At 69.2% G+C, this 22,112-nt stretch carries 22 protein-coding genes; 8 read left to right on the top strand and 14 right to left on the bottom strand.

Going from position 1 to position 22,112, the window contains the following annotated elements:
• Window positions 1-174 precede the first annotated feature (174 nt).
• Entirely contained in the window at window positions 175-1,203 is a 1,029-nt protein-coding gene (locus D3869_RS28980) for a LacI family DNA-binding transcriptional regulator (RefSeq protein WP_137143107.1), read from the top strand.
• A 130-nt stretch (window positions 1,204-1,333) separates the two neighbouring features.
• On the opposite strand, the gene D3869_RS28975 is transcribed toward D3869_RS28980, so the two are convergent.
• The 14 genes from D3869_RS28975 to D3869_RS28910 form a co-directional block, all read right to left on the bottom strand.
• Complete coding sequence (locus D3869_RS28975) at window positions 1,334-2,098, bottom strand: TetR/AcrR family transcriptional regulator (RefSeq protein WP_137143106.1); 765 nt, start codon at window positions 2,096-2,098, stop codon at window positions 1,334-1,336.
• A 91-nt stretch (window positions 2,099-2,189) separates the two neighbouring features.
• A complete protein-coding gene (locus D3869_RS28970) occupies window positions 2,190-2,804 on the bottom strand; it encodes an isochorismatase family protein (RefSeq protein WP_109068459.1) in 615 nt (204 codons plus the stop codon).
• On the bottom strand, window positions 2,801-3,847 hold the full coding sequence (locus tag D3869_RS28965) for a 2,5-dihydroxypyridine 5,6-dioxygenase (RefSeq protein ID WP_137107446.1): 1,047 nt from the start codon (window positions 3,845-3,847) through the stop codon (window positions 2,801-2,803). Before D3869_RS28965 ends, D3869_RS28970 begins: the two co-directional genes overlap by 4 nt.
• 27 nt (window positions 3,848-3,874) lie before the next feature.
• A complete protein-coding gene (locus D3869_RS28960) occupies window positions 3,875-4,690 on the bottom strand; it encodes an alpha/beta fold hydrolase (protein ID WP_137143105.1) in 816 nt (271 codons plus the stop codon).
• An 11-nt stretch (window positions 4,691-4,701) separates the two neighbouring features.
• On the bottom strand, window positions 4,702-5,457 hold the full coding sequence (locus D3869_RS28955; protein WP_137143104.1) for a maleate cis-trans isomerase family protein: 756 nt from the start codon (window positions 5,455-5,457) through the stop codon (window positions 4,702-4,704).
• A gap of 127 nt (window positions 5,458-5,584) precedes the next feature.
• The gene (locus D3869_RS28950; RefSeq protein ID WP_094306990.1) at window positions 5,585-6,796 is read right to left on the bottom strand and encodes an FAD-dependent monooxygenase; all 1,212 of its coding nucleotides are present in this window, start codon (window positions 6,794-6,796) and stop codon (window positions 5,585-5,587) included.
• Window positions 6,797-6,896: 100 nt separating this feature from the next.
• Entirely contained in the window at window positions 6,897-7,661 is a 765-nt protein-coding gene (locus D3869_RS28945) for an ABC transporter ATP-binding protein (RefSeq protein WP_137143103.1), read from the bottom strand.
• Window positions 7,658-8,446, bottom strand: a complete 789-nt coding sequence (locus D3869_RS28940) for an ABC transporter ATP-binding protein (protein ID WP_094306992.1) — start codon at window positions 8,444-8,446, stop codon at window positions 7,658-7,660. The genes D3869_RS28945 and D3869_RS28940 overlap by 4 nt, the downstream gene beginning before the upstream one ends.
• On the bottom strand, window positions 8,443-9,414 hold the full coding sequence (locus D3869_RS28935; RefSeq protein ID WP_137143102.1) for a branched-chain amino acid ABC transporter permease: 972 nt from the start codon (window positions 9,412-9,414) through the stop codon (window positions 8,443-8,445). The genes D3869_RS28940 and D3869_RS28935 overlap by 4 nt, the downstream gene beginning before the upstream one ends.
• Window position 9,415: 1 nt before the next feature.
• Window positions 9,416-10,288 (bottom strand): branched-chain amino acid ABC transporter permease, encoded by an 873-nt coding sequence (locus tag D3869_RS28930; protein ID WP_137143101.1) that lies wholly within the window; start codon window positions 10,286-10,288, stop codon window positions 9,416-9,418.
• A gap of 232 nt (window positions 10,289-10,520) precedes the next feature.
• The gene (locus D3869_RS28925; protein WP_137143100.1) at window positions 10,521-11,657 is read right to left on the bottom strand and encodes an ABC transporter substrate-binding protein; all 1,137 of its coding nucleotides are present in this window, start codon (window positions 11,655-11,657) and stop codon (window positions 10,521-10,523) included.
• A 266-nt stretch (window positions 11,658-11,923) separates the two neighbouring features.
• On the bottom strand, window positions 11,924-12,313 hold the full coding sequence (locus D3869_RS28920; RefSeq protein ID WP_137143099.1) for a hypothetical protein: 390 nt from the start codon (window positions 12,311-12,313) through the stop codon (window positions 11,924-11,926).
• Window positions 12,314-12,421: 108 nt separating this feature from the next.
• Window positions 12,422-12,700: a hypothetical protein gene (locus D3869_RS28915; RefSeq protein ID WP_137107455.1), complete on the bottom strand. Its 279-nt coding sequence runs from the start codon at window positions 12,698-12,700 to the stop codon at window positions 12,422-12,424.
• Between the two features lie 157 nt (window positions 12,701-12,857).
• Complete coding sequence (locus tag D3869_RS28910; protein ID WP_137143098.1) at window positions 12,858-14,129, bottom strand: amidohydrolase/deacetylase family metallohydrolase; 1,272 nt, start codon at window positions 14,127-14,129, stop codon at window positions 12,858-12,860.
• Between the two features lie 694 nt (window positions 14,130-14,823).
• Here D3869_RS28910 and D3869_RS28905 point away from each other — a divergent pair.
• The 7 genes from D3869_RS28905 to D3869_RS28875 all read left to right on the top strand — a co-directional run bounded on the left by D3869_RS28905 (window position 14,824) and on the right by D3869_RS28875 (window position 22,104).
• Complete coding sequence (locus tag D3869_RS28905; protein ID WP_137143097.1) at window positions 14,824-15,660, top strand: sulfite exporter TauE/SafE family protein; 837 nt, start codon at window positions 14,824-14,826, stop codon at window positions 15,658-15,660.
• Window positions 15,661-15,667: 7 nt separating this feature from the next.
• Complete coding sequence (locus D3869_RS28900) at window positions 15,668-17,257, top strand: gamma-glutamyltransferase family protein (protein WP_137143096.1); 1,590 nt, start codon at window positions 15,668-15,670, stop codon at window positions 17,255-17,257.
• A gap of 74 nt (window positions 17,258-17,331) precedes the next feature.
• Window positions 17,332-18,486 (top strand): ABC transporter substrate-binding protein, encoded by a 1,155-nt coding sequence (locus D3869_RS28895; protein ID WP_094306998.1) that lies wholly within the window; start codon window positions 17,332-17,334, stop codon window positions 18,484-18,486.
• Window positions 18,487-18,706: 220 nt separating this feature from the next.
• On the top strand, window positions 18,707-19,579 hold the full coding sequence (locus tag D3869_RS28890) for a branched-chain amino acid ABC transporter permease (protein ID WP_094306999.1): 873 nt from the start codon (window positions 18,707-18,709) through the stop codon (window positions 19,577-19,579).
• A complete protein-coding gene (locus D3869_RS28885) occupies window positions 19,576-20,613 on the top strand; it encodes a branched-chain amino acid ABC transporter permease (protein WP_119509658.1) in 1,038 nt (345 codons plus the stop codon). The genes D3869_RS28890 and D3869_RS28885 overlap by 4 nt, the downstream gene beginning before the upstream one ends.
• A complete protein-coding gene (locus D3869_RS28880) occupies window positions 20,610-21,413 on the top strand; it encodes an ABC transporter ATP-binding protein (RefSeq protein WP_137143095.1) in 804 nt (267 codons plus the stop codon). Before D3869_RS28885 ends, D3869_RS28880 begins: the two co-directional genes overlap by 4 nt.
• Entirely contained in the window at window positions 21,400-22,104 is a 705-nt protein-coding gene (locus D3869_RS28875) for an ABC transporter ATP-binding protein (RefSeq protein ID WP_137143094.1), read from the top strand. Before D3869_RS28880 ends, D3869_RS28875 begins: the two co-directional genes overlap by 14 nt.
• Window positions 22,105-22,112 lie beyond the last annotated feature (8 nt).

Here is a 22,112-nt window from a genome sequence, read left to right as displayed (position 1 = left end):
GTCGTCCTTGCAGCGCTGTTATTGAAAACGATTACATCAGGGTCTGTCAACGGAGTTTGCATTGAATCCGCCGACTCCTTCGGGCAGACTGGACCGTATGGGGCGGTGAAATGGCCCTAAGGGATGGAAACGATTTCAAAAACGGTTTCAAGACGGATCGGTGGCCGGATCATCATGAGCGACAACGTCAAAGCCATCGGAATCAAGGCGGTCGGAATCAAGGACGTCGCCCGCGAGGCCGGCGTCTCGGTCGCCACGGTGTCGCGGGTGCTCAGCAACGGCCCGGTCAGCGACGCGCTGCGCGCGCGGGTGGAGGACGCGGTGCGGGCCACCGGCTACCGCCCGAACCTGTCGGCGCGGCGGCTGCGCTCGCAGCATTCCCAGACCGTTGGGCTGATCGTCTCGGACATCCGCAACCCCTTCTTCACCGCGGTCAGCCGCGCGGTGGAGGACGCCGCCTTCCAGGCCGGCATGCGGGTGATCCTGTGCAACACCGACGAGAACCCGGAGCGGGAGGCCATGTACCTGCGGCTGATGCAGGAGGAGCGGGTGACCGGCCTGATCTTCGCGCCGACCCGCGCGACGCTGGCCCAGCTCGACCGGACCGACCTCGATTTTCCCGTCGTGCTGATCGACCGCAGCGCGCCGGCCGGGCGATTCGATTCGGTGGTGCTGGACAACCCGCAGGCCGCCGCCCTTCTGGTCGATCACCTGCATGGCCAGGGCTACCGCCGCATCGCCGGCCTGTTCGGCAACACCAGCACCACGGCGGTGGAGCGCCACGCCGGCTATCAGGCGGCGCTGGCCGCCCACGGTCTGCACGCGGAGGCGCGCTTCGTCCCGCCGACGGCGGAGGCGGCGGAGGCGGAGATCGCCCGCTGGCTGGCGGAGGCCCGGCGCTCCGGCGCCATGCCGGACGCGGTGATGGTCAGCAACAGCCTGCTGCTGATGGGGGTGGTGAAGGCGACGCGGACGCTGGGGCTGACGATTCCCGGCGATCTGGCGGTGGCCGGCTTCGACAACGAGCCCTGGACGGAGCTGGTCGGCCCCGGCCTGACGGTGATCGAACAGCCGGTCCACGAGATCGGGCGGGCGGCGATGACTCTGCTGTTCGAACGGCTCGACGATCCGGAGCGGGCGACGCGCAAGGTGGTGCTGTCGGGGACCTGCGTGGCGCGGGGGTCGACGGGTGGGGTGGGGTGAGGGAGGAGTGGTTGCGGCGGTGCCCCCCTCCCGGCCTCCCCCCGCTCCGCAGGGGGAGGAGAAAAAGCCCTCCCCTGCAAAGCGGGGGAGGGTTTGGGTGGGGGCGCACCGCAGCCACTTTCCAAAAAACCTACCCCCGCTTACTCTTCCCCGGCGCCCGCGCCGGTTCCGGCACCGGGGCCAGCATGCCGGCGCTGACGAAGCTGCTGATCTCCGTGATGATCTCGTCCGGGTCGCCGGGATTGCAGATGCCCGGCGCCAGCTCCTCCAGCCGGTGGGTGTCGGAGAAGGCGTAGAGATAGGCGCCGATCATCAGCGTCATCCGCCAGTAGACGTCCCGCTCCGACAGATGCGGCAACGCCTCCTTCAGCGCGGCGGCGAAGATGCGCGTCGAGGCGTCGTAGGCCTCGTTGCGCAGCTTGTAGGAAATCTCCGGCGGCTCGGTGTGCAGCCGGGCCTGGAGCCGCATGAAGGTGCGGCCCCCCTCCGTCTCGCGCATGGCGAGCGCCGGCATCAGGAAGGCGTAAACGATGTCGCGCACCGGCGGCGGCGTGGGCCCGCGGCGCAGCGCCTCCAGCCGCTCCATGCGCTCGTCGGCGATCTTCCGGCCGCGGCGCAGGAAGACCTCCTCGAACAGCCCGTGCTTCGACCCGAAGTAATAGCTGATGAGGGCCTGGGTCACCTCGGCCCGGTCGGCGACGTTGCGCAGGCTGGTGCCGGCGTAGCCGAGGTTGGCGAACTCCAGCTCCGCCGCGTCCAGGATCTGGTCGCGCACGTTGCTGGTGCCCTCCGGACGGCCCGGGCCGGCGCGGCGGCTGCGCGGGGGGCGGCCCCGCGCGGCGCCGCTTTCCGGCACGGTGTCGGCGACGGGCGCGCTGTCCTGGACTTTGCTCATCGGTCGGCTCATCTCACTCCCGGCGGCACTCTTCGGATGGAAAGTCTAACATGGTGCAACGCGCGATCCTCCTTTCAACCCCGGCCGCGTCTCACAAGGCGAGAACGCGCTCCGCCGGAACCACGTCACCGTATTTCTGGCCGATGTCGAACAGGTTGGCCTCGTGCGGCGCCAGGGCGCGGTCGCCCACGCAATCGGCCATGACGACCGGGCGGAAGCCGTGGCACATGGCGTCCACCACGCTGGCCCGCACGCAGCCGCTCGTCGTCGCTCCGGCGATCAAAAGAGTCTCGACGCCGCGCTGTGTCAACCACGGCGCCAGCCCGGTCCCGAAAAAGGCCGAGGGAACCGTCTTGCGCACCACCAGCTCCCCCGGCACCGGGGTCAGCTCCGGCACGATGGCGCTGATGGCGGCGTGCTCGGTCAGGGTTTGCATGCCCGGCACCTTGATGGAGAAGACGTTCCCGTCCGACCCGTCGTCGGCGTAGACGATCCGGCTGTGGGCGACGAACCAGCCGCGCTGCCGGGCCTTCGCCAACACCTGCGCCGTGCGGGCGATGGCCGGCGCGATGTTGCCGCCGCCGAACACCGCCGGGTCGGCGAAGCCGTTGACGAAATCGACGATCAGCAGCCCGATCTGGCCCTGGATGCCCAGCGACCGGCCGAAGCCCTGCCGCTCGTAGACGGCCTGTTCCGAAACACTCATGCCAGTTCCTTTCCGGCCAGCAGCTTGCCCTCGCGGACGACCGCGCGCCCGTCCAGGCTGACGGTGCAGTTCCGCATGGGGATGTCGATGTGGCAGGCGGTGGTGCGCGACCCGCCCGCCTCGTTGTTGGGACCGAGCGAGAACAGGAAGTTCCCGGCGAAGGCCCGCGCGTCCATGCCCAGCGTCTGCTCCCGGTCGTAGAGGCCGAGCGTCGACCAGCGCGCCCGCTTCTGCGTGCCCCAGCCGATGTGGGAGATGGCGTAGGCCTCCGGGTCGGCGAAGGCGTCCATGTAGTCGTTCAGCAGGTCGGCGTCCAAACCGCCGGTGATGGCGGTGACGTAGCCCTTCTCCACCGTCATCTCGATCTGCGAGGTCAGGTAGGACTTCATCGGCAGCAGGATGTCACCCTTGTCGAGGACGATCCGCCCGCTCGCCTGTCCCTCGTTGGGGAAGGTGAAGCCGAAGCCGCTCGGCCAATGGTCCCAGCGCCCGGGCTCGTCGACGAAGCCGTATTCCTGCACCGTCGGGAACTCGCCGATGGGCAGGCGCAGGTCGGTGCCGGCCCGTGAGGTGACGTGCATCTCCTTCGCCGCCTTCAGCAGCGCCGTCGCCTCGCCGACGGTCGCCTTGTCCTCCAGGCTGGGCAGCAGGCGGACCAGCACCTCCGGCGGCTCGACGGCGAGGAGAATTTTCGTGCCGCTCTCCAGGATCTCCATCTGCTCCGGCGAGAAGAGCAGCGTCATCAGGTCCAGCACCAGATCGCTTTCCTTCAGCGCGGCCATGGCGGCGCGGTTTCCGGTCAGCGGGGTGGTGCCGAGATAGGCGAGGCTGTCGCGGCTGTGGGCGTGCTCCGCGTTCACCGGCGGCAGGTCCAGCCGGTTGACCCGCGCGCCCAGGTTCGAGGCGGCGATCAGGGCGGTGCGCAGGGTCTGCGGATGGGTGCCGTCGCTGGTCAGGACGGTGACCACCTCCTGCGGCTTCAGCTTCGACAGGGTCAGAACATGGGTCCAGGCGCGGACCATATCGGCGTCACTGACGGGCATGATGCGTGTCCCTCTCCGGATGGGCGGTCAGACGGCGGTGCCGAGGAAGGTGCCGAAGGCGCGGTAGAAGCCCTCCTCGTCGTCCCAGGGGATCATGTGGCCGGCCCCCTCGACGCGGGTGACGGCCAGCTCGGGCTGGAGCTTGCGGATTTCCGCCTCCTCCTCGGGCCGGATCACGTCGCCGCGCCCGGCGGCGATCAGCAGGGCCGGGCAGGGGATGCACGGGAAGTCGGCGTGGATGTCGTCGGTCTGGAAGTCGTTGAAGGCGGTGACGATGGCCCGCTCGTCGCAGGTGTGCAGCCATTCGGCGCGCAGGCGGAGCTGGTCCTCCGTCCAGGTCGGGCAGAAGGGCCGCATCGCCTCCAGGTCGGCGCCCTGGCGCATCAGGCGGATGGAGTCCACGTACCAGGGCAACTGCGCCGGGTAGGGACGGCGGCCCGGTCCGGAGACCGGCGGATCGACCATGACCAGCCGCGCCGGGGCGGCGCCATGGCGGCTGACCGCGCGCAGGCCGATGCGCGCGCCCATGGAGTGGCCGACCAGCGCGTAGTCGCGCAGGTTCAGGGCCTCGGCGAAGGCCGTCACGTCGGCGGCCATGGCGTCCAGCCCGTAATCGAGCGCGTCCGACGCCTCCGACAGGCCGCGCCCGCGCACGTCGAGCACGTAGGTGTCGAAGTTGCGCCCGAAGCGCTCCGCCACGAAGCCCCAGGTGACGGCGGGGCTGGTGATGCCCGGCACGATCACCACGGGACGGGTTTTCCCCTCGCCGCCGTAGCGCAGGTAATGCTGGCGGATGCCGTTGGCGCGGACGTTCGCGCCGTAGCGGTAGGTGCTGCTGGTCATGGCAACCCCCGTCAGTAGGCGCCGGAGAGCAGGGCGCCGGCCCCCGGAACGCGCGTCGGCAGGCCCAGCGCCTTCAGCTTGGCGTAGGTGGTGGCGACGGCGGCGCTCAGCACCGGCTTGCCGGTCATCGCCTCGACCTGCGCGATGGCGGGCAGCGACGGCATCTGGACGCAGGCCGACAGCACGATGGCATCCACCCCGGCGGTGTCCATGCTTGCGACGATCCCCGGCAGGCGGGACGGGTCGTGGCGCCCGACCTCCAGATTGTCGGGGATTTCCAGTGCGCGCCAATCGGCGACCTGCACGCCCTCATGCTCGATGTAATCGACGACGAGCTGGGCCAGCGGCTTCATGTAAGGGGCGACCAGGGCGATCCTCTTGGCGCCCAGCACGTGCAGCCCGTCGACGAGCGCGCCGGCGCTGGTGATGACCGGGGCCGTCCCGCCGTTCTCCGCGGTGCGCCCGTGCAGCCGCTCCTGCGAGACGCGGTGGTAGCCCTTGCCCATGCTCATGATGGCGACGAGACAGGCGTAGCCCAGCACGTCGACGCGGGCGTCCGACAGCTCCAACGCGCAGCGGTCGGACTCGGCGTCCATGGCGGCGAGCTCCTCCTTCTTCACCGTCTTCATGCGCATGCGGCTGGAATGGAAGGTGAAGCGGGTGCCGTGCGCCAGCGCGTGGGCGGTCAGCATCGCCGGGATTTCCGTCTCCATGGTCGTGTTGGAGCTGGGGACGATCTGGCCGATGCGATAGGTCTTGTTGGTCATGGTCGGTCCTTGGAGAGGTCTTGCGGCTGACCCCCACCCCGGCCCTCCCCCGCTTCGCAGGTGAGGGAGTTTTGTCCCCTCCCCTGCGAAGCGGGGGAGGGTTAGGGAGGGGGCAAGCGACGCCCGCTCACGCCACGAGGCGCGGCTTGGCGGAGAGGTTCGGGCGGAAGGCGCGGGCGTCGTACTGGTAGACCCAGTTGGCCTGGATGCCGGTGGCCTGCGGGTTGAAGAGCCCGCGCAGCCAGTACATGAAGTCGCGCTTCGCCTGGGCCAGCGGGGAGGGCAGGTGGTAGGTCCGCCCGCGCTCCCGCGCCTCCAACTGGACGCGGCTGGTGCGGGGGAGCCGCTCCGCCTCGTAGTCGCGCAGCGCCGAGGCCACGTCGCTGCCGTGCCCCTTCAGGGATTCGGCCAGCACATAGGCGTCCTCGATCGCCATCGCCGCGCCCTGCGAGAGGAAGGGCAGCATGGGGTGTGCGGCGTCGCCCATCAGCGTGATGCGGCCCTTCGACCAGCTCGTCATCGGGTCGCGGTCGAACAGGCCCCACTTGTAGACCTGATCCACCTTGCTGAAGAGAGTCTCCACGTTGCGGTGCCAGCCGCGGAAGGCGCCGAGCATCTCCTCCTTGCTGCTGGGGGCGTTCCAGGACTCCTCCACCCACTCCTTGGTTTCGGCGACCGCCACGATGTTCACGGCCTTGCCGCCGCGCACGTAGTAGGTCACGACGTGGCTGTGCGGCCCGAACCAGAAGGAGGCGTCGGGGCTGACGTAATCCACCACACCGCCGGTCGGCACCACGGCGCGGTAGCACATGTGTCCGGTGAAGCGCGGGGCCTCCGGCCCGAACAGGGCGGAGCGCACGACGGAGCGCACGCCGTCGGCGCCGACGATCAGGTCGGCCTCGAACTCGCTGCCGTCGCTGAAGCTGGCGACCGCCGTGCTCTTGTCCTGGCGCACGCCGGTGCAGCTCACCCCGAACTGGGCGACGCTCTCCGGAACCAGCGAGGCCAGGATGGCGTGCAGGTCGGCCCGGTGGATGTGGATGAAGGGCGCGTCGTAGAGCACCGGGCAGGTCTCGATCAGCGGCGTGCGGAAGGTCTCCCGCCCGCTGCGCCAGTTGCGCCCGACCAGCGACTGCGGCAGGAAGCCGGCGGCCAGCATCTGGTCGAGCAGGCCCAGCGACTTGATGACCTTCACCGCGTTCGGCGTCATCTGGATGCCGGCGCCGATCTCGCCGAAGCCCGGCGCCCGCTCGAACAGGCGGACCTCGAAGCCGCGCTGGAGCAGGCTGCCGGCCAGCGCGACGCCGCCGATGCCGCCGCCGACGATGCCAATTCGCATGTTGGTTCGCACTCTTGCCTCCTGAAGGACGGCGACCGAGAATTGTTCGGTCGTTCGTTTAATTATTCGTGACACGGCCTTTCGCCGTCGCTTGCGGCCGTCAGCCGCCCAGATAGGCGCGCAGCAGGTCGGGATCGCCGCGCAGCTCCGCCGAGGGGCGGCTGGCGGTGATGCGGCCCGTCTTGACCACATAGGCGCGGCTGGCGACGCCCAGCGCGTTGTGGATGTTCTGCTCGACCAGCAGGACGGTGACGCCGTGGGCGTTGACGGAGCGCACCACGTCGAACACCTCGTCGGCCATCTTCGGGCTGAGGCCGAGGCTGGGCTCGTCCAGCATCAGCAGCCGCGGCTCCGACATCAGCGCGCGGGCGATGGCGAGCATCTGCTGTTCGCCGCCGCTGAGCGTGCCGGCCATCTGGCGCGACCGCTCGCGCAGGCGGGGGAAGCGGTGGAAGGCCATGCCGATGCGCCGCTGCACCTCCTCGCGCGAGCGGCAGAGATAGGCGCCGAGCGCGATGTTCTCCTGCACCGTCATGTTCGGCCAGACGTGCCGTTCCTCCGGGCAGTGGGCGATGCCGGCGGCGACGATGCGGTCGGCGGGCAGGTTCGCGATCGGCTTGCCGTTCCAGACGATGGTCCCGGAGCGCGCCTTCAGCAGGCCGGAGATGGCCCGCAGGATGGTGCTCTTGCCGGCACCGTTGGCGCCGATCAGGGCGACGGTCTCGCCGGCCCGCACGTCCAGCGACACGCCGTGCAGCGCCGCGGTGGAGCCGTAGGCGACGTGCAAGCCCTCCACGGCGAGGACCGGCGCGTTTGCGGCCTCGGCGATGGCGGAGGGCGAAGGGGATTCGGAGAGCAGCGTCATGCGGCGGCCTTTCCGAGATAGGCTTCGGCGACCTGCCGGTTCTCCAGGATCTCGGCGGGCCGGCCCTCGGCCAGCTTGCGGCCGAAGTTGAGGACGACGATCCGGTCGGACACCGACATGACCAGATCCATGTTGTGCTCCACGATCAGCAGCGCGTCGATGCTGCGCCCGACCAGCGTCTTCAGCACCGCGCCGAAGGTCCCGGCCTCGTGGCTGTTCAGCCCGGCGGCGGGCTCGTCGAGCATCAGCAGGCTGGGCTTGGCGGCCAGCGCCACCGCGACCTCCAGCAGGCGCAGCTCGCCGCAGGACAGCAGGTGCGCCGGGGCGTTCATGCGCTGGGCCAGACCCATGGTCTCGACGATGGCGGCGGCGCTCTCCCGCGCCTCGCGCTCGGCGCGGCGCACCGCCTCGCCGGGGAAGAAGGTGGCGAGGAGGGATTGGCGGCTCGCCATGTAATGGCCGGTCAGCACATTCTCGAAGACCGTCAGCCGCTTCATGACGTTGGTCTTCTGGAAGCTGCGGACGAGGCCGAGCCGGGCGATGGCGTGCGGCTTGCGGTTGGTGATGTCCTGCCCCTTGAAGCGCACCCGCCCGTTGCTGGGCGCGTAGAAGCCGGTCAGCATGTTGAAGCAGGTGGTCTTGCCGGCGCCGTTGGGGCCGATCAGGCCGACGATCTCGCCGGGCTCGATGTGGAAGCTGAAGTCCTTGACCGCGGTGATGCCGCCGAAGGTCATGGTCAGGTCGTCGGCGCGCAGCAGCGGCTGCCGGTCGGTGGTCGCCGTCATACGGTTCGCTCCTTCGCGGCGTTGAGGGTCGGCTTGGCGGCCTGCTGCTCGCGGCGCAGGGCGATGAAGCCCATCAGGCCGTTGGGCAGGAACAGGACGATGGCCATGACGATCAGCCCGAACAGGGTGAGGCGGAGTTCCTGCACCTCGCGCAGGTATTCCTCCAGCACGGTCACGATCACAGCACCGGCCAGCGGGCCGATCAGCGTGCCCTTGCCGCCCAGCAGAACCATGATGATCATCGTTGCCATGAAGGCGAAGCGGAACACCTCCGGCCCGACGAAGGAGATGTAGTGGGCGTAGAAGCCCCCGGCCAAGCCGGCCAGGAAGGCGCCCAGGACGAAGGCCTGCATGGCCGTGCCGAAGGGATCGACGCCGATGGACTGCGCGACGTAGCGGTTCTCGCGCACCGCCACCGCCGCCCGCCCGGCGTTGGAATAGACGAAGCGGTAGGAGAGGTAGAGCGCCACCGCCGCGATGCCCAGCATGATCAGGAAGAAGCCGGCCTTGTCGGTGACTGCCACGTCCCCGAAGAGAGTCTGGCCGACGCCCGCCAGCCCCATCGGGCCGTTGGTCACCGCGATCCAGTTGTTGGCGATGATGCGCAGCACCTCGGCGAAGGACAGGGTGACGATCACGAAATAGGGGCCTTGCAGGCGCAGCGTGATCGCCCCGATGGCGAAGCCGAAGACGGCGGAGACCAGCCCGGCCAGCGGGATCGTCACCCACATCGGCATCCCCGCCTGGGTGGACAGCAGCGCCGCCGTGTAGGCGCCGGTGCCGAGGAAGGCGGTATGGCCCAGCGAGAATTCGCCGACATAGCCGACCACCAGATTGAGGCTGCTCGCCAGCACCGCGTAGAACAGCGCCATGATGGCGAGGTGCAGGATGTACTGGTCCGTCACCGCGAAGGGCAGAAGCGCCGCCCCGGCCAGAAGGGCCAGCAGGATGTTGCGTTCCAGGGTCATGTCAGGCCCTTTCCGTGCGGATCGAGAACAGGCCCTGGGGCCGGAACAGCAGGATCAGGATGACCAGGACGAAGCCGATCACGTCCACCATGCCCATGGAGACGTAGCCGCCCCACATCGCCTCGGCGACGCCCAGCAGCAGGCCCCCGGCGATGGCGCCGGCGAAGCTGCCCATGCCGCCGAGAATCACCACGACGAAGCTCTTCAGGCTGATCAGCCCGCCGACCGACGCCTGGGCGGAGTAGATGGAGGCCAGCAGCATCCCCGACAGGGCGGCCAGCGTGCAGCCCAGCGCGAAGGTGGCGGCGTAGACGTGGCCGGTGCGGATGCCGGCGAGGCTGGCCGCCATCGGGTCCTGGAAGGTGGCGCGCATCGCCGCCCCCAGCCGGGTCCGGCGGATCAGCAGATGGGCGCCGACGATCAGCGCGATGCCCACCGCCACGGCGAGCAGGCGCAGCTTGGTCACCGCGATCGGGCCGAAGAACAGCGGCCCTTCGGCCATCGCGCCGGCCACCTTCATGGGCGCCGGGCCGACCAGCAGGAGCGTGCCGTTGACCAGGAAGATCGACAGGCCGATGGTCAGCAGGATGCCTGGCTCCTCACCCTGGCCGCGCACCCGCTCGATCAGGAAACGGTCGACCAGCCAGCCGACGGCGGCCATTAAGGCGGCGACCACGATCAGGCCGCTGAAGAAGTCGAGGCCCAGGTAATTGGTGACGAACCAGCCGCTGACCCCGCCCAGCATGTAGAACTCGCCATGGGCGAAGTTGACCACGCGCATCAGGCCGAAGATCAGCGTCAGGCCGAGGGCGGAGAGCGCGTAGAACACGCCCATGACCAGCCCGTTGGCCAGGAACTGCGGAAAGAGATCCATGACGTTCTCGCAAAAGCAGGCCCGCACAAACGGTGCGTTGGATCGGTGTGCCCAGGGTTAATCGCATTTGAAGTCCCCTCTCCCCTCTGGGGAGAGGGTTAGGGTGAGGGGGTTGTGCTTTTGCCGGACGTATCGTCTTGCACATTCCCCTCACCGGCCCTCCGGGCCACCCTCTCCCCAGAGGGGAGAGGGCTATTTGGCCAAATGCGATGGCCCTGGCGGCGTCCGCTGGTCAGTGCGGCGCGTCCACCGGGGTGGAGGCGATCACCTTCGGTTCGCCCTTCTCGATCCGCACCAGCACCGCGTCGAAGCCATAGGCCTGGCCCTTGTCGGTGAACTTGTAGACGCCGTTCGGCGCCTCGTAGCTGGTCTTGGCGAGCGACGCCCGGATGGCCTCGGCGTCGGTGCCGCCAGCCCGCGCGATGGCCTGCCCGGCGATGTTCAGCGCGTTGTAGCCGGCGGCGCCGTACTTGCCGGGCTTGATGCCGTACTTTGCCTGATATTTCTGGACGAAGGCCTGGTTGCGCGGGGTGTCCATGCTGGAGGCGTAGGGGACGGCGGCGTGGATGCCCTCCGCGGCCTCGCCGGTCAGGTTGATGAAGTCGGCGGTGGCCCAGGAGCCGACGCCGAACACCTTGGTGTCCAGCCCCATCTCGCGGATCTGCTTGACCAGGATGGAGCCGTCCTGCGTCTCCGCGGCGACGAATACGCCGTCCGGCTTGGCGGCGCGCAGCTTGGTCAGCAGGGTGAAGAAGTCGGTGGCGCCGTGGTCGAAATACTCGGTCAGCACCGTCTTGACGCCCAGCGCCGTCAGGTCGCGGGAGAATTCCTCAACCCCGCCGCGGCCCCAATCGTCGTTGACGCCGATGTAGGCGACCTTGGTCAGCTTCAGGTCGTTGGCGAGGATCTTGGCGAAGGCTTCCGCCATCAGCGCGTCCGTCTCGGCGGCGCGGAAGAAATAGGGGTTGCCCTGTTCCGTCAGGCTGGCCTTCGACGACACGCCGGTGATCAGCGGCAGCTTGTACTTCTGGGCCACCGGCATGATCGCCGCGGTGGCGGAACTGCAGAAGGCGCCGACCAGCGTGACGACCTTGTCCTTCTGCACCAGCTTTTCGACGGCGTTGACCGAGTTGGCCGGGGTGCACTGGCCGTCCTCGACGATCAGCTCGATCTTCTTGCCGAGGACGCCCCCCGCGGCGTTCATTTCCTCGACGGCGAGCCGGGCGCCTTCCACCACGGACTTGCCGTTGTAGGCGACCGATCCGGTCAGCGGCTGGACCAGCCCGATCCTGACCGTGTCCTGCGCCTGCGCCGGAACCGACGCGGCGATGCCGGTCAACAGCAGGCCGCCCAGTACCACGTTTCTCATCTCTCCCTCCGCGTTCGACGGTGATGTCGCGATGACGGCGAATGACGATTCCCTGTCGGCGCCCCGCCGCTCTCGGCGTGGGCGCGTCGGCCCGTTGCGGGAACGCGTGCCGTCCGATGCGGCAACCGTTCCCGTGTTTTATTATACGGCCAATTAATTATTCAGGGATGCTAACGGTCACGTCGCGGCGCTGTCAATCGCTTTTCCGACGAAGACGGTTGGGGATTTTTTGCGGCTGTGTTCTGGCGCCGTGTTCGGCGCGCTCCTCAGCGGAGCGCGTCGAGCGTGTCGGCGTTGGGGCAGAGCAGCGCGTGCTCCGGCTGCGTGCAGCCCTCGGCGAGCAGACGGCGGCAGGTGCGGGCGCTGCGGCAGAGCGCGCAGACGCGCTGCAGGTCGTTCATCAGGTCGGGGCGGTCCTGCTCCACCACGGCGCCGTCGACGCCGTGCAGCGCCATCGCGGCGGGCAGCAGCGCCCCGACATGGCCGGCGCGCAGCACGGCCGGGGCGGTCAGGTCGGTCAGGCCGGCGTCGGCCAGCACGCGGTCGCGGTCGTGCGGCGCCAGCGCCTGGAGCGCGTCCAGGGACCGCGCGCCGCGCCAGCCGCGCAGGAGTTTCGCGCACAGGCCCTCATGCGGCGCGGAGGCGGGGATGGTCATGGGAGTCTCCGAAGCGGGTTATTAATCGTTCGATTAATATTCGCTTCCAAGCCCCCCGGCGCCTTGATGTGGATCAGCCGCGCCCAGCTTTTGTCACGCCTGCTTTTGTCAGGGCGCCGGCCGAGTCCCGACGCAGCGCACGGCGTAGCGCCGGAAGCCGAAGCCGGACTCGCCTTCGCACCGCTCCACCACGAAGGCCGCGCGCCTCGTGACGACGCGGCTTCCCGTGGTGAGCGGGGTGTCGTGCGCCAGTTCCAGCATCATACGCTGCTGGCGCCGCGGGTGGGATAGCAACAGGGCGCGGGCCTTGCCCAGCCGCCGCCCCTCGGCGTCGCGGCAGCGGGCCGGGACCTCGAACATCCAAAAGGCGAGCGCGGCTTCGGACATGGGCGGAGTCCTCGTGGGATGATGAGGTGTTCGGGTGCCGTCGCTGCCCCCACCCCGGCCCTCCCCCGCTTCGCAGGGGAGGGAGATTTCTGCGAAGCGGCGGCAGTCCCCCCCTGCGAGAGCGGGGGAGGGTTAGGGTGGGGGCGAGTCCGCCGCCTTACGCCGCCACCGGAATCGGCTTCGGCAGCAGCGGGCTGTCCACCTCCTGCACCACGCCGTCGCGCAGCGAGAAGGCCGGGACGATCATCTCCGGCGCGGTCACCCGCTCGCCGCTGTTGTCGCTGAGCTGCCAGCGGCCGGCCTTGACCTCCAGCACCGCCACGTCGGCGGCCATGCCCGGAGTCAGCGCGCCGATCTCGTCGGCCATGCCCAGCATGGCGGCGGGGTTGCTGGTCACCGTCTTCAGCACGTCGCCCAGCGCCATGCCGAGCGTCAGAAGCTCGGTCATCGCGTGGGTCAGGCTGAAGGGAGCGACGCCGTAGAAGGGGTTGGCCTCGCGGTCGCCGCCGGCGCCCGCCGTCGGGGCCTTCACGTTGTAGCCGTGCAGGTCGGCGCCCAGCGTGTAGGGCAGGATGCCCGCCACCAGCGTCCGCCGCGCCATCTCGAAGCTGAAGTGCGAGCCGTGGCCGACGTCCACGGTCAGGCCGCGCTCCAGCGCCTTGTAAATGACCGGGTGCACCTCGCCGGTGCGGGTGGAGATGAAGCCGCCGGGGTGGCGGGTGAAGGGATGGGCCAGGATGTCGCGCGAATCCAGCAGCGGGACCAGCTCCTCCACCAGCATGTCGGGATCGACGGCCTCGCCGCCCTCGACCTCCGGCCAGAGCTGGCCGAGATGGACGTAGAGCGGCACGCCGATGCCGTCGGCGATGCGCTTGGCCTGCTTGATGACGTCCAAGCCCCAGCGCGAGGCGCCGCCGACCTCGGCGTGGGCCTTGATGCCCTTCACGATGTCGCGGTTCTCGCGCCCGACGCGGATGGTCGCGTCCACATCGACGCAATCCGGGCGGTAGAGCTGCGGGTAGTAATGGCCCTCCAGCCCGCCCACCAGATAGGCCGACAGGAAGCACAGCGTGCGCGAGCGCGCCGGCTCGGCGATGAAGCGGCGGAAGGCCGGCAGGGTCATCAGGCTCGGCCCGCCCTGATCGACCAGCGTCGACACGCCGGAGCGCACGCCCACCATGTCCGGGTTGAGCCCGAAGCGCCCGGTGACCTTTTCGAAGACGTGCGCGTGGGTGTCGATCAGGCCCGGCGTCACGAGCTTTCCGGTCACATCGAGGATGGTGTCGGCGGCATCGTCGGGCAGCCGTTCCGCCACCGCCGCGATGCGGCCCTTCGCGACCGCCAGATCGCCGACCAGATCCAGCCCGTTGGCCGGATCGAGAATCCGTCCGCCGCGGAGCACGAGGTCGAACGTGTGCGTCTCTGACATAACCCACCTTCTTGCGCTGATTTTTATCTGGCCGCTTCTTCAGCAAGGGGCATGCCAGGGCGGGGTGGAAGCGCCGGGGCGCACAAAACTTCAGCATACTGACGAATGACCGCCTGTTGGGCATTCGGTGGTCAAAATACGCACAATACGGCATACCACGGCATGCGCCCGCCGCCCTTCGATGCGCCGTTTTCCGCAGTATGCTGATGATTTGTGGTGCGGCGCTTCGGCATCGCGCCCTGCCACCGATTTGTGCACCAACACAGAGACCGAAGCGAAAACCAGGGGTTTTGCAGGGTTTCAGGGGCTGGTGGCCGTCGCCGCGGTGGGGCATGCACGGGCCATCCACAGGTGCCGCCATATCGTCAGTATACTGATTAATGCCCGCGCAGCAGGCAGAGGTTGCGCACGAATGAAGCGGAGAGCCAACGTTCCCGAAATTCACGATTATTGATTGTTTTTCAATGTGATAGGGTGCGTTTCCCAAGAGCCGCGGTGCCCTCCCCTCAATCCGTTTGCCCAACATTAGGGCGATTTCCAACCCTTGCGCCGCGCCACACCCGTCCTCCCGCAGAACCGAAATGCGCAGTGTTCTGCCGGTTGGCACGGCGTTCGCAAAGGGAGGGGAAACCAACGGAAAAAGTCGGATATCCATAAAAATGAGAGGGTTTCTGCAGATGCGGCGGGGCATCCCGTGACCGGGCTGGGGATCGCGGCGGTGCCGCAGCTTCCCATCCTCGGCGGCGGGCTGCTGCTGGCCGGCGGTTTCGCCGGGCTGGCGGCCGGCATGATGGGGGTGGGCGGCGGCATCGTGATCGTGCCGGTGCTCTATCACCTGTTCACCGCGCTGGGCGTGGACGAGGCCGTGCGCATGCACGTCGCGGTCGGCACCTCGCTCGCCACCATCATCGCCACCTCGCTCACCTCCCTGCGCGCCCATCGGCGGCGCGGCGCCGTGGACGGCGACCTGCTGCGGGCCTGGGGGCCGGCGATCTTCCTCGGCGTGCTGGCGGGAACGGCGGTGGCCGGCGTGGTGCGCGGCCCGGTGCTGACGGCGGTGTTCGCCGGGATGGCGGTCCTGGTCACGCTGCACATGCTGTTCGGCAAGCCCGAGTGGCGCATCGCCGACGGGCTGCCGAGCGGCGCGCCGCGCCAGGGGCTGGCCGGCGGCATCGGCATGGTGTCCGCCATGATGGGCATCGGCGGCGGCACGCTCAGCGTCCCCATCCTGACCCTGTTCGGCTACCCGATCCACCGCGCGGTCGGCACGGCGGCGGCGCTCGGCTTCATCATCGGCGTGCCGGGAACGGTGGGCTTCGTGCTGACCGGCTGGAACGTGCCGGGCCGCCCGGATTTCAGCCTGGGCTACGTCAACCTGCTGGGGCTGGCGCTGATCCTGCCGGCCTCCATGGCGATGGCGCCGCTCGGCGCGCGGCTCGCCCACAGCCTCGACACCCGCGCGCTGCGCCGCGTCTTCGCCCTGTTCCTGGGGCTGACGGCGGCGCGGATGATCTACGGCCTTCTTCCCTGAGGTTTCCATGCTGAACACGCCGCGCAGCCGCCGGGGAATGGTCACCTCCCCGCATCATCTCGCCAGCCAAGCCGGCCTCCAGATCCTGCGCGACGGCGGCACCGCCGTCGAGGCGGCGGTCGCGGTCGCCGCGGCGCTGGCCGTCGTCTACCCGCACATGACCGGCATCGGCGGCGACGGCTTCTGGCTGATCGCCGAGCCGGGACGCGACCCCGTCGCCATCGACGCCTGCGGCGGGGCGGGCAAGGCCGTCTCGCTCGACCTCTACCGGCGCCACGGCCACGCCACCGTGCCCTGGCGCGGGCCGCTGGCGGCGAACACGGTCGCCGGCACCATCGACGGCTGGCGCGAGGCGCTGGCCGTCAGCGCCGGTTGGGCCGAGCCGCTGCCGCTCGCCCGCATCCTGGACGAGGCCATCACCCACGCCGAGCAGGGCATCCCGGTCACCGCCAGCCAGGAAGGGCTGACCCGCCAGAAGCTGCACGAGCTGAAGGACGTGCCCGGCTTCGCCGGCACCTTCCTGCCGGGCGGTGCGGTGCCGCTGGAAGGTTCCACGCTGAAGCAGCCGGCACTGGCCGCCACGCTGCGCCGGCTGGCGACGGAGGGGCTGGACAGCTTCTACCGCGGGCCGCTCGCCGCCGTCATCGCGGCGGATTTGCAGCGCGCCGGCTCGCCGGTGGACGCGGCGGATCTCGCGGGTCACGCGGCGCACCGCCGCCCGGCCCTGTCGGTCGACGTGCGCGGGGCGCGGCTGTTCAACCACCCGCCGCCGACGCAGGGTCTGGCCTCGCTGATGATCCTCGCTTTGTTCGACCGGCTGGGGGTGACGGAGGGCGAAAGCTTCGACCACATCCACGGTCTGATCGAGGCGACCAAGCAGGCCTTTCTGGTGCGCGACCGCGAGGTCGGCGATCCGGCCTACATGGGGCGGGAAGCGCAGAGCTTCCTCGACGCCGCCGTGCTGGACGGGCTGGCGGCGAACATTGACCGCGCCCGCGCGCTGCCCTGGCCGCACGTCGCCAAGCCCGGCGACACGGTGTGGCTGGGCGTGATCGACGGGCAGGGCCGCGCCGTCAGCATGATCCAGAGCGTCTATTTCGAATTCGGTTCCGGCCTCGTCCTGCCGGAGACCGGGATCACTTGGCAGAACCGCGGCGCCTCCTTCCGTCTGGCCGAGGATGGCTGGAACGCGCTGGCGCCGGGCCGCAAGCCCTTCCACACGCTGAACCCGGCGATGGCCCGCTTCGACGACGGGCGCAGCATGGTCTACGGCACCATGGGCGGGGAGGGGCAGCCGCAGACGCAGGCCGCCGTCTTCTCCCGCTACGCGATGTTCGGGCAGGGCCTGCAAGCCGCCGTCACGGCGCCGCGCTGGCTGCTCGGCCGCACCTGGGGCGAGGACAGCGTGACGCTGAAGCTGGAAAGCCGCTTCGACCCCGCCCTGGTCGCCGCCCTGCGCGACGCCGGGCACGCGGTCGAACTGCTCGATCCGTACACGAGCACCATGGGGCATGCGGGCGCCATCGTCCGCCATGCCGACGGAACGCTGGAGGGGGCGACCGATCCCCGCAGCGACGGCGCGGTCGCCGCCTGGTGAGTGCCACCGGGTGACCACCATCAAGTGACCGCTGCCAACTGACGGTTCAAATCAAAAAGAGGGGGCTAGACGACATGCGGACGATGAAGACCACGGCGTTGCTGCTGAGCGCCGCGCTGCTGGCGCCGGGCGTGGCCTTTGCGCAGGAGACGATCAAGATCGGCGTCACCCAGCCGCTGACCGGCGCGGTCGCCGCGTCGGGCAACTACGTCGCCAACGGCGCGCGGGTTGCGGAGGAGGTCGTCAACGCCAACGGCGGCGTTCTCGGCAAGAAGATCCAGCTGATCATCGAGGACAACAAGAGCAACCCGAAGGAGGCCGTCGCCTCCGCCGAGAAGCTGATCGTGCGCGACAAGGTCCCGGTGCTGATGGGCGCCTGGAGCTCCACCTTCACCCTGGCGGTGATGCCGAAGCTGGTGGAGTACGGCGTGCCGATGGTGGTGGAGACCTCCTCCTCGACCAAGATCACCACCTCGGGCAACCCGTGGGTCTTCCGCATCGCCCCGACCTCCGCCATGGAGGCCAAGTCCTTCGCGGAGAAGCTGGACCATTTCCAGCCGGCCATCCAGAAGGCCGATTTCCTGGCGGTGAACAACGACTTCGGCCGCGGCTCGGCGGACGAGTTCCGCAAGATGCTCCAGGCCAAGGGCGTCAAGATCGGCGTCACCGAAACGATGGCGCCGGAGGCCACCGACCTGTCGGCCCAGCTCTCCAGCATCAAGCAGTCGGGCGGCGACACGCTGTTCGTCACCACCGGCGTCGAGCAGATCACCCTGATCCTGAAGCAGGCGGCGGAGCTGCGCCTGCCGCACCGGATCATCACCAACGGCGGCTCCTCCTCCCCCGACCAGCTCATCGCGCAGGCGGGTGCGGCGGCGGACGGCGGCTACTTCACGCTGTTCTTCGCCCCCTGGTTCCCGGAGAAGGCCGTCCACCCGACGGTCGCCAAGACCTTCGTCGATGGCTGGAACAAGAAGGGCTACGACTTCGCCGGCCTGACCGAGGGCTACCGCGGCTTTGACGGCATCATGACCATCGTGGAAGCCATCAAGACGGCCGGCAAGGCTGAGCCGCAGGCCATCCGCGACGCGCTGTGGACCGTCAAGCTGGACGGCGTGAACGGCGACATCGCCTTCAAGAAGGACGGCCCGGAGGGCAAGGAGAGCGGCCAGAACGAGGCCAACGTCTACGTTGTCCAGGTGAAGGACGGCAAGGTGACGATGCCGTAAGCATCCCTGCCAAAAACGCCCTCTCCCCTCTGGGGAGAGGGAGGGGACCCGCGCCGCAGGCGCGGGGAGGGTGAGGGGGCCGGTGCGCCTCTGGGCGCACCACCAAGGGGCATGCTGCCCCTTGGCAATCCCCTGGCGCGGGCTTGCAGCCCACGCTGCCCCCTCACCCTGACCCTCTCCCCGGAGGGGAGAGGGAAGAACAGAAGGATGGAGACACGCGGTGGAAGCGCATCTGCAGCACCTTTTGAACGCCGTGGTCCTGGGGGGGACCTACGCGCTGCTGGGAATCGGCCTGACGCTGATCTTCGGCATCATGCGCGTGGTCAACTTCACCCATGGCGAGCTTTACACCTTCGGCGCCTACATGGCCTACATGCTGGCCGGGATGATGGGGCTGAACTTCTTCATGTCCCTGGCGATGGCAGCATTGCTGGGCATGGCGCTGGGCGCGCTGATCGAATTCACGCTGCTGCGCCCGCTGAAGGGCGCGGACATCGACACCACCATGCTGGTGATGATCGGCGCCGGCATCGCTATGCAGGCCGGCGAGCAGCTGGTCTGGGGAGGTGTCGCGAAGTCCGTGCCCAGCCCCTTCCCGACCGAGCCGGTGGTGATCGGGTCGGTGTCGGTGGGCATGAACCGGCTGTTCGTCCTGGGTGTGGCGCTGCTGCTGCTGGGCGGCTTCTACCTGCTCATCAACCGGACCAAGCTCGGCGTGGCCATGCGCGCCACCTTCCAGGACCCGGACACGGCAGCGCTGATGGGCGTCAACCGCGGGCTGATGTACACGCTGACCTTCGCGCTCGGCTCCGGCCTTGCCGCCACGGCGGGGGCGCTGCTCGGCCCGATCTTCGTGGTCACGCCGACCATGGGCGATCTGGTGGCGCTGAAGGCCTTCGCCATCGTCATCCTGGGCGGGCTGGGCAACATCCCCGGCGCCACCATCGGCGGCTTTGTCCTGGCGCTCGCCGAGGAATTCGGTGCCGGCTACCTGTCGTCGGGCTACCGCGACGCCATGGGCTTCCTGCTGATCATCGCCGTGCTGATCGTGCGGCCCCAGGGTCTCTTCGCCATGAAGGAGCGGATCGGATGACGACGCGTCTCCTCCCCTGGCTGTTCGTCCTGTTCATGGCGGTCGGGCCGCTGTGGCTGGGCGACCAGTACATCCTCTACGTCCTGACCTCGACCGGCATCTTCATCATCGGGGCGATGAGCCTGAACCTGCTGCTCGGCTACACCGGGCAGCTCAGCCTCGGCCACATCGCCTTCTTCGGCATCGGCGCCTACACCAGCGCGCTGCTGTCGCTGGGCTTCGACCTGGATCTCGGCGGGGCGGAACCCTTCGTGCTGGGGCCGCAGCCGGTGTGGGTCGCCTTCCTCGGCGGCATCCTGGTGGCGGCGCTGTTCGGCTTCCTGATCGGCAAGCTCGCCTTCCGGGTGCGCGGGGCCTACTTCGTCATCGTCACCATCAGCTTCGCCCAGGTCATGCGCATGGTCGCGCTGAACTGGGTGGACCTGACCGAGGGGCCGATGGCGCTGAACAACATCCCGCCGCTGTCGGTCTGGCTGCCGTGGGACGGGGTGATCCCGCTCTACAAGAAGGAATACAACTACCTTCTGGTGCTGGCGGTCGCGGTGGTCTGCTTCCTGGTGATCCAGCGGCTGGTGCAGTCGCGGGTGGGCCGGGCGCTGGTGGCGCTGCGCGAGAACGAGTCGCTGGCGCGCTCGGTCGGCATCGACGTGACGCGCTATCTCGTCGTCGCCACGGTGATCGCGGCGGGCATGGCCGGGGCCGCGGGCGGGCTCTACACCCACTACATCCGCATCGTCGATCCGGACGTCTTCATGTTCATCTACACGGTGACCATGGTCATCATGGTGGTGACGGGCGGCAAGGGCACGCTCGCCGGGCCGATCGTCGGCGGCCTCGCCTTCGGCATCCTGCCCGAGGTGCTGCGCGAGGTGGCGCGGCCCGAGGTGCAGTGGATCATCTACGGCGTCGCCATGATCGTGGTCGTCTTCTTCCTGCCGCAGGGCATCGTTCCGGCGGTGAAGAACTGGTTCGCCGGCCGCCGCAAGCGCGTCGCCGCAACGGCGCTGGGCCTGCGCAAGGAGACCTCGGCATGAGCCTCGCCCTCGACACCGCCGACGCGCCGATCCTGGAAGTGCGCGAGGTCGCCGTGCACTTCAGCGGCCTGATCGCCATCGCCTCGATGAGCTTCGCCGTGCCGGAGGGGGAGATCGTCAGCCTGATCGGCCCCAACGGGGCGGGCAAGACGACCGCCTTCAACGTCATCACCGGCTTCCTGAAGCCGACCGGCGGCAAGGTGCTGTTCCGCGGCACCGACCTGACGCGCCTGTCCTCCAACCGCATCGCGGGCCTGGGCGTCGTGCGCACCTTCCAGCGCACCAGCATCTTCGCCGGCTGCACCGTCTTCGACAATGTGCTGACCGGGATGCACCGGCAGGGCCGGGCGGAGACCTGGGGGGCGCTGCTGCGTCTCGCCTCGGTGCGGGCGGAGACGGAGCGGATGCGGGCGGCGGTGGCGGAGATCCTGGCCTTCGTCGGGCTGTCGCACCGCGCCGACGAGCTGGCCGGCAACCTCGCCTACGGCGAGCAGCGGCTGCTCGGCATCGCCATCGCGCTGGCCGCCGACCCGAAGCTGCTGCTGCTGGACGAGCCCGCCGCCGGGCTGAACCCGTCGGAGACGGAGGCCTTCATGGGCGTCGTCCAGCGCATCCGCGACCGCGGCGTGACCATCCTGCTGGTCGAGCACGACATGCGCATGGTGATGACCATCTCCGACCGCGTGGTGGTGCTGAACCACGGGCGCATCATCGCCGAAGGCCCGCCGGAGGTCATCCGCGCCAATCCGGACGTGATCCAGGCCTATCTGGGCCAGGGGGTGAAGCATGCTAAAGGTTGAGGGGATCACCGTCTGCTACGGCCAGATCCCGGCGCTCCGCAACGTCTCGCTGACGGTGGAGGAGGGGGAGCTGGTCACCCTGATCGGCGCCAACGGCGCCGGCAAGACCACCACGCTGCGCGCCATCAGCGGCCTGCTGCCGCTGGCGTCCGGCCGCATCACCTTCGAGGGGCGGGAGATCGGCAATGCAGCACCCCGCACTGTGCTGGCGCTGGGCGTGGCCCACTGTCCGGAGGGGCGGCGCGTCTTCCCCCACCTGACCGTGCGCGAGAACCTGGAAATGGGCGCCTATCTGCGCCGAGACCATCAGGCGGTGGTGCAGGACATGGAGCGGCTGTTCCACCGCTTCCCCCGCCTGAAGGAGCGGCTGAACCAGCCCGCCGGCACCATGTCGGGCGGCGAGCAGCAAATGCTGGCCATCGCGCGGGCGCTGATGTCGCGCCCGAAGATCGTGCTCTTCGACGAGCCGTCGCTCGGCCTCGCCCCCAACCTCGTGGAACGCACCTTCGAGATCGTGTCGGACATCCGCCGGGAAGGGACCACCGTGCTGATGGTCGAGCAGAACGCCTACGCCGCGCTCGACATGTGCGACCGCGCCTACCTGTTGGAAAGCGGGCAGGTGATGGAGCAGGGAACCGGGCAGGCCATGCTCGCCAACGACCACATCCAGCGCGCCTATCTGGGCGGCTGAGAAGAAGA

Source organism: Azospirillum brasilense (assembly GCF_005222205.1).
GTDB classification, from domain to species: Bacteria; Pseudomonadota; Alphaproteobacteria; order Azospirillales; family Azospirillaceae; genus Azospirillum; species Azospirillum brasilense_G.
Note: the sequence above shows the minus strand (reverse complement) of the source record. Positions and strands in the feature narration are given on the sequence as shown.

Coding starts and splice junctions, on each gene's coding strand:
- D3869_RS28945 (WP_137143103.1), bottom strand. CDS start 7,661: ATGACGCTGCTCTCCGAATCCCCTTCGCCCTCCGCCATCGCCGAGGCC.
- D3869_RS28960 (WP_137143105.1), bottom strand. CDS start 4,690: ATGACCAGCAGCACCTACCGCTACGGCGCGAACGTCCGCGCCAACGGC.
- D3869_RS28935 (WP_137143102.1), bottom strand. CDS start 9,414: ATGACCCTGGAACGCAACATCCTGCTGGCCCTTCTGGCCGGGGCGGCG.
- D3869_RS28880 (WP_137143095.1), top strand. CDS start 20,610: ATGAGCCTCGCCCTCGACACCGCCGACGCGCCGATCCTGGAAGTGCGC.
- D3869_RS28970 (WP_109068459.1), bottom strand. CDS start 2,804: ATGAGTGTTTCGGAACAGGCCGTCTACGAGCGGCAGGGCTTCGGCCGG.
- D3869_RS28910 (WP_137143098.1), bottom strand. CDS start 14,129: ATGTCAGAGACGCACACGTTCGACCTCGTGCTCCGCGGCGGACGGATT.
- D3869_RS28980 (WP_137143107.1), top strand. CDS start 175: ATGAGCGACAACGTCAAAGCCATCGGAATCAAGGCGGTCGGAATCAAG.
- D3869_RS28975 (WP_137143106.1), bottom strand. CDS start 2,098: ATGAGCAAAGTCCAGGACAGCGCGCCCGTCGCCGACACCGTGCCGGAA.
- D3869_RS28895 (WP_094306998.1), top strand. CDS start 17,332: ATGCGGACGATGAAGACCACGGCGTTGCTGCTGAGCGCCGCGCTGCTG.
- D3869_RS28920 (WP_137143099.1), bottom strand. CDS start 12,313: ATGACCATCCCCGCCTCCGCGCCGCATGAGGGCCTGTGCGCGAAACTC.
- D3869_RS28965 (WP_137107446.1), bottom strand. CDS start 3,847: ATGCCCGTCAGTGACGCCGATATGGTCCGCGCCTGGACCCATGTTCTG.
- D3869_RS28885 (WP_119509658.1), top strand. CDS start 19,576: ATGACGACGCGTCTCCTCCCCTGGCTGTTCGTCCTGTTCATGGCGGTC.
- D3869_RS28930 (WP_137143101.1), bottom strand. CDS start 10,288: ATGGATCTCTTTCCGCAGTTCCTGGCCAACGGGCTGGTCATGGGCGTG.
- D3869_RS28915 (WP_137107455.1), bottom strand. CDS start 12,700: ATGTCCGAAGCCGCGCTCGCCTTTTGGATGTTCGAGGTCCCGGCCCGC.
- D3869_RS28925 (WP_137143100.1), bottom strand. CDS start 11,657: ATGAGAAACGTGGTACTGGGCGGCCTGCTGTTGACCGGCATCGCCGCG.
- D3869_RS28950 (WP_094306990.1), bottom strand. CDS start 6,796: ATGCGAATTGGCATCGTCGGCGGCGGCATCGGCGGCGTCGCGCTGGCC.
- D3869_RS28955 (WP_137143104.1), bottom strand. CDS start 5,457: ATGACCAACAAGACCTATCGCATCGGCCAGATCGTCCCCAGCTCCAAC.
- D3869_RS28900 (WP_137143096.1), top strand. CDS start 15,668: ATGCTGAACACGCCGCGCAGCCGCCGGGGAATGGTCACCTCCCCGCAT.
- D3869_RS28940 (WP_094306992.1), bottom strand. CDS start 8,446: ATGACGGCGACCACCGACCGGCAGCCGCTGCTGCGCGCCGACGACCTG.
- D3869_RS28875 (WP_137143094.1), top strand. CDS start 21,400: ATGCTAAAGGTTGAGGGGATCACCGTCTGCTACGGCCAGATCCCGGCG.